Origin of the sequence: Nocardiopsis protaetiae (genome assembly GCF_045446735.1) — a bacterium.
In the GTDB taxonomy this organism is placed as follows: domain Bacteria; phylum Actinomycetota; class Actinomycetes; order Streptosporangiales; family Streptosporangiaceae; genus Nocardiopsis; species Nocardiopsis protaetiae.
Genome location: NZ_JBJJBV010000041.1, coordinates 25094 through 33898, shown reverse-complemented (window position 1 = coordinate 33898; position 8805 = coordinate 25094). Strand labels below are relative to the sequence as shown.

Here is an 8805-nt window from a genome sequence, read left to right as displayed (position 1 = left end):
ACGCGGAAGGGGGCGGCCACCACGTGGTGACCGCCCCCTTCACGTCCGCCGTGGCTCAGGCCTCGGCGGACTCCACCGTCTCCTTGGGCTTCTCGGGACGGACCGAGCGCAGCAGCAGCTGGGAGACGTCGACGACCTCCAGGGTCTCCTTCGCCTCGCCCTGCGACTTCTTCTCGTTGATCGCGTCACCCAGCATGACCTGGCAGAACGGGCACGCCGTGGACACCGTGTCGGGGTTGGTGGTCAGCGCCTCGTCCACCCGCTCGGTGTTGATGCGCTTGCCGATCCGCTCCTCCATCCACATGCGGGCACCGCCGGCGCCGCAGCAGAAGCCCCGCTCCTTGTGGCGGTGCATCTCCTGCGTCTTGATCCCGGGCACCTGCGCCATGATGTCGCGCGGCGGCGTGTACACCTTGTTGTGGCGGCCCAGGAAGCACGGGTCGTGGTAGGTGATGTTCTCGTCGATCGACTCGACCGGGGTGAGCTTGCCCTCCTCCACCAGCTTGGCCAGCAGCTGGCTGTGGTGCACGACCTCGTAGGTGCCGCCGAGCTGCGGGTACTCGTTGGCGAGGGTGTTGAAGCAGTGCGGGCAGCTGGCCACGATCTTGGTGACGCCGGCCTCGTTGAGGGTCTCGACGTTCTGCTGGGCCAGCATCTGGAAGACGTACTCCATGCCGAGACGACGCGCCGGGTCACCGGTGCACGCCTCCATGCCGCCCAGGACGGCGAACTTGACGCCCGCGATGTCCAGCAGCTCGGCGATGGCCTTGGTGGTCTTCTTGGCCCGGTCCTCCAGGGCGCCGGCGCAGCCGACCCAGAACAGGTACTCGGTGTCGGCGTCGAGCTTGTCGTCGACGACCTGCACCTCCACCGGGTTCTCCTGGGAGGCCAGCTCCTCGATCCAGTCCATGCGCTTGTCCTCGGACATGCCCCACGGGTTGGCCTTGTTCTCCAGGTTCTTCAGGAGCGTGTTGGCCTCGGACGGGAAGTTGGACTCGACCATGACCTGGTAGCGGCGCATGTCGAGGATGTGGTCGATGTGCTCGATGTCCACCGGGCACTGCTCGACGCAGGCGCCGCAGTTGGTGCAGGACCACAGCTCGTCGGGGTGGATGACGCCACCCTCCTCCTCGGTGCCGACCAGCGGCTTCTCCAGGAGGGCGAGGACGTCGACGCCGGCGTGGCTGTCGTCGGGCTTCTCGGCGAGGGTCTCGGCGTTGATGCCCTGGAGCAGGTACGGGGCCTTCTCGTAGGCGTGCCGCTGGAGGTCGAGGATGACCTTCTTCGGGGAGAGGGGCTTGCCGGTGTTCCAGGCGGGGCACTGGGACTGGCAGCGGCCGCACTCGGTGCAGGTGGTGAAGTCGAGGAGGCCCTTCCAGGTGAAGTCCTCGATCTTGCCCGCGCCGAACGGGTCCTCGTCGGGGTCGGCCTCCTCGAAGTCCAGGGGCGCGCTCCCGTCCTTGTTCATCATCTGCTTGGCGCCGCCCAGCGACGGGGAGCCGTCGGCGTTGCGCTTGAAGTAGATGTTGACCGGGGCGAGGAACCGGTGCCAGCCCACGCCCATGGTGAGCTGCATGGCCAGGACCATGAAGAACGCGTAGCTGATGATCAGCTTGAACGCGGCGACCAGGGCGATCGCGGGGTCGGCGATCGCGGCGTCGGCCGGCATGACCGCGCCGAGGGCGTGCGAGATCGGGGTGGCCCACACCGGGAACGGGAAGGTCTCGGTGGCGACCTTGAGGCCGCGGATCGCGAAGATCGCGATGAGCAGGCCGATGATGTACGCCTCGACGTAGTACGCGGTCCACGCCTTGGAGTGCATGAAGCGGGAGTCGCGGCCCTTGCGCTTGGGGCTGTTGAGCACCCGGTACGCGGTCAGGCCGAGGATGCCGACGAGGCTGGTCCCGGCGATGAACTCGATGGCCAGGCCGTAGATCGTCCAGTCGTAGATGAACGGCAGGTGGAAGTGCGGGTCGAAGACCTCGCCCTGCGCCTCGATGACCGTGAAGACCAGCAGCGGGAACGAGACCATCACGAACCAGTGGGCCACACCCACCCACGGCCGCTTGAGCATCCTGCCGTGGCCGACGATCTCGATGACCGCCATGGTGAACCGTTGCCCGAACGGCCCCTTGCGTTCGGCCTCCACCGGTCGGCCCACACCCACGGTCCGTACGATCTGGCGGATGGCCAGACCGAACATGGTGAAGGCGACCACGGCGAGGACCGAGGTGATGATGCCCAGTGTCAGGTACAGCATCGCCCGTGGCCTCCCATCCTGCTGCGTAGGCCGGTGCGCCACACACCGGCGGTAGAAACTTATGTTACTAGCGGGTAATCATGCGGCGGTCACCGGCTCTGCGGGGAGCCCCGACCGCGCAGGGGCAACGCTAGTGACTCCTGCCGCAACAAAACCACGCGGGTCCACCCTGTTCACCCCGTGACACGCGTCGCGGGGGCGCCCCGGCCCGCCCCGCCCGCACCCATTCCACCCCTCCCCCGCACACCCCGGCATCGGTCATCCCACCGGTACCCGCGGGGGTGGCGGGCGGGGACCCGGGGTCAGCTCTGCGGGGGAGCCGGGTTGGCGGCGATGAGGGCGGTGGTCACGGCGTTGACGGCGATCGCGGTGGTGGTACGGGTCACCGCCTCGGCGGCGGCGTCGGCTCCCCAGTCACCCTGTTCGAGGGCCTTGGCGCGGGTGATGACCGCCGACTTCCAGGGGATCTCCTTGTACAGCTGCGGCAGCGAACCGCTCGCCGAGACCAGCGCCGCGACCGCGGCCGTCCGCGGCTCCGGAGGGGCGCCGTCCTCCAGGACGGCGCGGACGCCCTCGACGAGGTCGGCGCGGCGGCCGCCGCCGTCCGTGAGGACCGTCGAGTTGAAGAGGCCGAGGGTCTTGCGCTTCTCGCGGCGGATGTCGCCGCGTTCGACCAGGCGGTCCAGCACGGGGCCGCGCAGTCGGGGGCCGACCGCGGCGAGGAACGTCTGGGCGCTCCGGGGCTTCGTGGCGACGTAGTCCCAGCCCTGGCGGAGGAGGGGGTCGGCCGGGGCGTCGTCCTGGACGGCCTCGACCCGCGCGCCGCCCAGGCCGGGCTCCCCGACGGTCACGTGGCCCTGGGTCGCCAGCTCGGTGAGGACGGCCCCCGCCAGGACGTAGAAGAGGGTGTTCTCGCCGGCGATCGTGCCCGAGGCGGGCTGGAAGAGGACGAGCAGGACGTCCTCGGCCAGGAGCGGCCGCCCGGGGTGGGGGGCGGGGTTCTGCGCCATCGGTGTCGCCTCTTTCGGTCCGCGGTGCGTCCGTGCCCAGTCTTCCAGGGCGGGCGGGGCGGGGGAAGGAGGCCGGGCCGGGCTCTGATTCTTCCTCCGGGGTGGGGGCGGGGGCGGGGGCGGGGGCGGGGGCGAGGGTATCCGCGGCCGTCACCCTCTGGGGTGGGGGGTGCGGCCTTCACCCCCGGTGGCGACGGGAGGGAGATCGGGGCGGGGGTTACCCCGTCTGTGGTCGGGCTTTCAAGCGAGGTCTGTGCAACCGCGGGTTTCCAGTCGGAGCGTCTTTCCGTGGACCTGTGTGGCCGGGGGTGTGCGCTGTGCCCCGACCCGTCCCCTGGAACCAACCCCCACCGCCCGGGGCGTGAGCCCAACGCGTACGCCTGCTGGTCTGCCGGACGTTGTACGTGGGGACGGCTCCGCGCCCAGCCCGGGTCTGTACGTTCCCAGGGGGTGACCCGTGGAGACCAACGCGACCGAGAGCGGTCTCCGCACACCGCCCTCCGCAGATGGCGGGGGTTTTGGAAACCTGCTCTTGCTGTCTCACCCCCTGCGGCGGAGGTCGCGGTCCTTCCTCCCCAAACCCCCAGGGTCGGGGCGGGAGGCCTCGTGCGGCCGTCGCCCCCTGGGGCGGGGGTGGTCAGGAAGGTGGCCGGGCTGGGGCTGAGGTCCCGGGGAAAGTGGGCAACCCCCTGGGGTCGGGGCGGGAGGCCTCGTGCGGCCGTCGCTCCCTGGGGCGGGGGCTGAGGGCCCCAGGTCGGGTGGGCAACCCCCTGGGGTCGGGGCGGGAGGCCTCGTGCGGCCGTCGCCCCTTCCGGGGTGGTCCCCGGTTCTGGTCGGGGGTGACCCGGAGGGCGGGTCAAGGATGTCCCCGGGTTCACCCGGGGTTCGGCCATCTTCCTCGTGAAACCGCATGAAGTCGGGAACAACCCCGCAGGGTCGCTCGTTGTCAGGTCGTAGAAAGTAACTTGAGTCTGGTCGACTCAACTGACTTGACAACTCTCACGGGACGAAGCAAACTTACGCCCGAACGACTCAACTTTGACGGAGGAAGCAACATGGCACGTGCGGTCGGAATCGACCTCGGTACGACGAACTCCTGTGTCGCGGTCCTGGAGGGCGGTGAGCCCACGGTCATCACCAACGCCGAGGGTTCCCGCACCACCCCGTCCGTCGTCGCCTTCGCCAAGAACGGTGAGGTCCTCGTCGGCGAGGTCGCCAAGCGCCAGGCGGTCACCAACGTCGACCGCACCATCCGGTCGGTCAAGCGCCACATCGGCACCGACTGGACGGTGAAGATCGACGACAAGACCTTCAACCCCCAGCAGATCAGCGCCTTCATTCTCCAGAAGCTCAAGCGCGACGCCGAGGCCTACCTGGGCGAGGACGTGACCGACGCGGTCATCACCGTGCCCGCGTACTTCAGCGACTCCCAGCGCCAGGCCACCAAGGAGGCCGGCACGATCGCGGGCCTCAACGTCCTGCGCATCATCAACGAGCCCACCTCGGCCGCGCTCGCCTACCACCTGGAGAAGGAGGACGAGGCGACGATCCTCGTCTACGACCTCGGTGGCGGCACCTTCGACGTCTCCCTGCTGGAGGTCGGCGACGGCGTGGTGGAGGTCAAGGCCACCAACGGCGACAACCACCTCGGCGGCGACGACTGGGACCAGGCGATCGTCGACTGGCTGGTGGAGAAGTTCAAGAACTCCAACGGCGTGGACCTGGCCAAGGACAAGATGGCGCTCCAGCGCCTGCGCGAGGCCGCGGAGAAGGCCAAGATCGAGCTGTCGAGCTCCAGCGAGACGCAGATCAACCTGCCCTACATCACCGCCTCGGCGGAGGGCCCGCTGCACCTGGACGAGAAGCTCACCCGCGCCGAGTTCCAGCGCCTGACCTCGGACCTGGTCGAGCGGACCAAGATCCCGTTCCAGCAGGTCATCAAGGACGCGGGCATCAGCCTCAGCGAGATCGAGCACGTGGTGCTGGTCGGCGGCTCCACCCGCATGCCCGCCATCGTCGAGCTCGTCAAGGAGCTGACCGGCGGCAAGGAGCCCAACAAGGGCGTCAACCCGGACGAGGTCGTGGCCATCGGCGCCGCGCTCCAGGCCGGTGTGCTCAAGGGCGAGGTCAAGGACGTCCTGCTGCTGGACGTGACCCCGCTGTCGCTGGGCATCGAGACCAAGGGCGGGGTGTTCACCAAGCTCATCGAGCGCAACACCACCATCCCGACCAAGCGCTCGGAGATCTTCACGACGGCCGACGACAACCAGCCGTCCGTGCAGATCCAGGTCTACCAGGGCGAGCGCGAGATGGCCCGCGACAACAAGAAGCTGGGCGTCTTCGACCTGACCGGTCTGCCCCCGGCGCCGCGCGGCGTCCCGCAGATCGAGGTGGCCTTCGACATCGACGCCAACGGCATCGTCAACGTCACCGCCAAGGACCTGGGCACCGGCCGCGAGCAGTCGGTCACCATCTCCGGCGGTTCGGCGATGTCCAAGGACGACATCGACAAGATGGTCCGCGACGCCGAGCAGTACGCCGAGGAGGACCGCAAGCGCCGCGAGAGCGCCGAGGTCCGCAACAACGCCGAGTCCCTGGTGTTCCAGACCGAGAAGGTCATCAAGGACAACGAGGACAAGATCCCGGCGGACGTGCGCTCGGAGACCGAGGCCGCGCTGGCCGACCTGAAGACCGCGCTGGAGGGGTCGGACGTCGACACCATCCGCACGGCGAGCGAGAAGGTCGCGCTGGCCAGCCAGAAGATCGGTTCGGCGATCTACAGCCAGGGCCAGCAGCAGGGCGCCGACGGTGCCGCCGGCGAGTCCGCCTCGGACACCTCGGCCGACGACGCCGACGTCGTGGACGCGGAGATCGTCGACGAGGACACCAAGGGCGACCGGTCCTGACCCGCTTCGGCCGAGAGGAAGGAGGGCGCGTCCCCCATGGCGCAGTCTGACAGCACGAACGGCGCCACCGGTGACGGTGAGGAGCGCCAGGGTCCGGTGATCCGCGACAACCGACGCATCGACCCGGAGACCGGGGAGGTGCGCGGGACCGAGGCCGAGGAGGCCGAGGAGGCCGCCGCCGAGGAGGCGGAGGTCGTCGAGGAGTCCGACGAGGACCTCGAAGGCTTCGAGATCCCGGACACCCCCGAGCAGGTGGTGTCCGAGGCGATCAACGCCGACGAGCGGGTCGTGGAGCTCACCAACGACATCAAGCGCGTGCAGGCGGAGTACTCCAACTACCGCAAGCGCGTCGAGCGGGACCGGGTGGCCGTCCGCGAGGTCGCCACCGCCCAGGTCCTGGGTGAGCTCCTGCCGATCCTGGACGACATCGGCCGGGCCCGCGACCACGACGAGCTCACCGGCGGGTTCAAGGCGGTGGGCGAGGCCCTGGAGGGCGCGGTCGCCAAGCTGGGCCTGGAGCGGTTCGCGGACCAGGGCGACGAGTTCGACCCGAACGTCCACGAGGCGCTGACCCTGATCCCGGTCCCGAACATCACCGTGCAGACGGTGGTGGAGGTCTTCCAGCCGGGGTACCGGATGGGTGAGCGGATCCTGCGGCCGGCCCGTGTGGTCGTCGGCGACCCGGTGGAGGGCGCCGGGGAGCCCGACTCCGCCGAGGCGCCCGCCGAGGACGCCGCGGACTCCGGCAAGGCCGACGAGTAGCGGGGAGGCCCGCGGCTCTCCGGGACGCCTTCGGGCGTTCCGGAGGGCCGACCCCGGTCCCGTGCGGGCCGGGGCCACCTGGAAACATCGGACGCGACCACAGCAGCGGGAGAAGGCACCCAGTCGATGAGCACCAAGGACTACCTGGAGAAGGACTACTACAAGGTCCTCGGAGTCTCAAAGACCGCCACCAAGGACGAGATCAAGTCGTCCTACCGCAAGCTGGCACGTGAGAACCACCCCGACGCCAACACCGGCGACCCCAAGGCGGAGGACCGCTTCAAGGAGATCTCCGAGGCGTACAACGTCCTGTCGGACGACAAGCGCCGCAAGGAGTACGACGACGCGCGGTCCCTGTTCGGGGGCTCGTACCGGCCGGGCGGCGGGACCGGTCCGGGCGGGTTCGACATGAGCGACCTGTTCGGGCAGGGCGGCGGCGCCGGTAGCGGGGGCACCGGCGGCGAGCGGCTCAGCGACCTGTTCGGCGGCCTGTTCGGGGGCCGGGGCCGCGGCGGCACCGGTACCCGCAGCAGGCGCGGCTCCGACGTCGAGACCGAGACCACCCTGACCTTCCGCGAGGCCGCGGACGGGGCGACCCGCTCCTTCCAGCTGGCCAGCGACGCGCCCTGTCCCACCTGCAAGGGGACCGGGGCCAAGGCGGGCACCGCCCCGCGGATGTGTCCCAAGTGCTCGGGCACCGGGCACGAGAACACCAACCTCGGCGGCTTCTCTCTGTCGGAGCCGTGCAGCGAGTGCAAGGGGCGCGGCCTGGTCGTCGACGACCCCTGCGAGACCTGCCACGGCAGCGGGCGCGGCAAGAGCACCCGCACCATCCAGACGCGCATCCCCGCCGGGGTGGCCGACGGCCAGCGCATCCGCATCAAGGGCAAGGGCGCGCCGGGTGAGAACGGCGGGCCCGCGGGCGACCTGTACGTCGTCGTCCACGTGAAGGAGCACCCGGTGTTCGGCAGGACCGGCGACAACGTCACGATCACCGTCCCGGTCACCTTCCCCGAGGCGGTGCTGGGCGCCGACGTCCGCATCCCGACGCTGGGCGGCTTCCCGGTGACGGTCAAGGTGCCGCCGGGCACGCAGAACGGCCACAAGCTGCGGGTGCGCGGCAAGGGCGCCACCCGCAAGGACGGCACCACGGGGGACATGATCGTCACCCTGGAGGTCTCCGTCCCCAGGAACCTCAACGGCGACGCCCGCGAGGCCCTGGAGAAGTTCCGAGCGGCGACGTCCGACCACGACCCGCGCGATGGGCTCGAAGCACGGGCGAAGGGTGCGTGAGACCGATGAACGACTCGTTCGGCGTGGACGCCCCGGTGTACGTGATCTCCGTGGCGGCCGAACTGGCGGGCATGCACCCGCAGACGCTGCGGCAGTACGACCGGCTGGGGATCGTGTCCCCGGGCCGGACCTCCGGGCGCGGTAGGCGCTACTCCATGCGCGACGTGCAGACGCTGCGCGAGGTGCAGCGGCTGTCGCAGGAGGAGGGCATCAACCTGGCCGGGATCAAACGGATCCTGGAGCTCGAACACGAGGCGGAGCAGCTGCGCGAGCAGGTGTTCCACCTGGCCAACGAACTGGAGGCGGCGCGCCGGGCGGTGACCCGGCGGGCCACCGCCCGCCCGCCCCGCTCCGAGGGCGGGCCCGCGGTGCGCGGCGAACTGGTCCGGCGCACCCGCGTGACGATCTTCAACACGGCCGAGGGCGACGGGCAGCGGGGGGACTCCGCACCGGAGGGTCCCGCCGGCGGCCCCGCTCACGGCCCCGCCAACGGCGAAGAGGCCTGACGGCCACTCACGGTCGGCTCCGCGCAGCGGTACGAGGGGTGCGGTCGATCGGCATTCATCACTCTGCG

Annotated in this window: 6 protein-coding genes; 4 read left to right on the top strand and 2 right to left on the bottom strand. The window is 70.2% G+C overall.

Annotated features, from left to right (window positions below):
- Window positions 1–55: 55 nt before the first annotated feature.
- Both ACJOT3_RS09310 and ACJOT3_RS09305 read right to left on the bottom strand, forming a co-directional pair.
- Complete coding sequence (locus ACJOT3_RS09310; protein WP_406970915.1) at window positions 56–2260, bottom strand: (Fe-S)-binding protein; 2205 nt, start codon at window positions 2258–2260, stop codon at window positions 56–58.
- A 302-nt stretch (window positions 2261–2562) separates the two neighbouring features.
- Window positions 2563–3270 carry a GOLPH3/VPS74 family protein gene (locus ACJOT3_RS09305; protein WP_406970913.1) on the bottom strand — a complete coding sequence of 236 codons (708 nt, stop codon included), beginning with the start codon at window positions 3268–3270 and terminating at the stop codon, window positions 2563–2565.
- 1055 nt (window positions 3271–4325) lie between these two features.
- Here ACJOT3_RS09305 and dnaK point away from each other — a divergent pair.
- The 4 genes from dnaK (at window position 4326) to ACJOT3_RS09285 (ending at window position 8737) form a co-directional block, all read left to right on the top strand.
- Window positions 4326–6176 (top strand): molecular chaperone DnaK, encoded by a 1851-nt coding sequence (dnaK, locus tag ACJOT3_RS09300; RefSeq protein WP_406970911.1) that lies wholly within the window; start codon window positions 4326–4328, stop codon window positions 6174–6176.
- A 36-nt stretch (window positions 6177–6212) separates the two neighbouring features.
- A complete protein-coding gene (gene grpE / locus ACJOT3_RS09295; RefSeq protein ID WP_406970909.1) occupies window positions 6213–6938 on the top strand; it encodes a nucleotide exchange factor GrpE in 726 nt (241 codons plus the stop codon).
- Between the two features lie 126 nt (window positions 6939–7064).
- Entirely contained in the window at window positions 7065–8231 is a 1167-nt protein-coding gene (dnaJ, locus tag ACJOT3_RS09290) for a molecular chaperone DnaJ (RefSeq protein ID WP_406970907.1), read from the top strand.
- 5 nt (window positions 8232–8236) lie between these two features.
- Entirely contained in the window at window positions 8237–8737 is a 501-nt protein-coding gene (locus tag ACJOT3_RS09285) for a heat shock protein transcriptional repressor HspR (RefSeq protein ID WP_406970905.1), read from the top strand.
- Window positions 8738–8805: the final 68 nt, after the last annotated feature.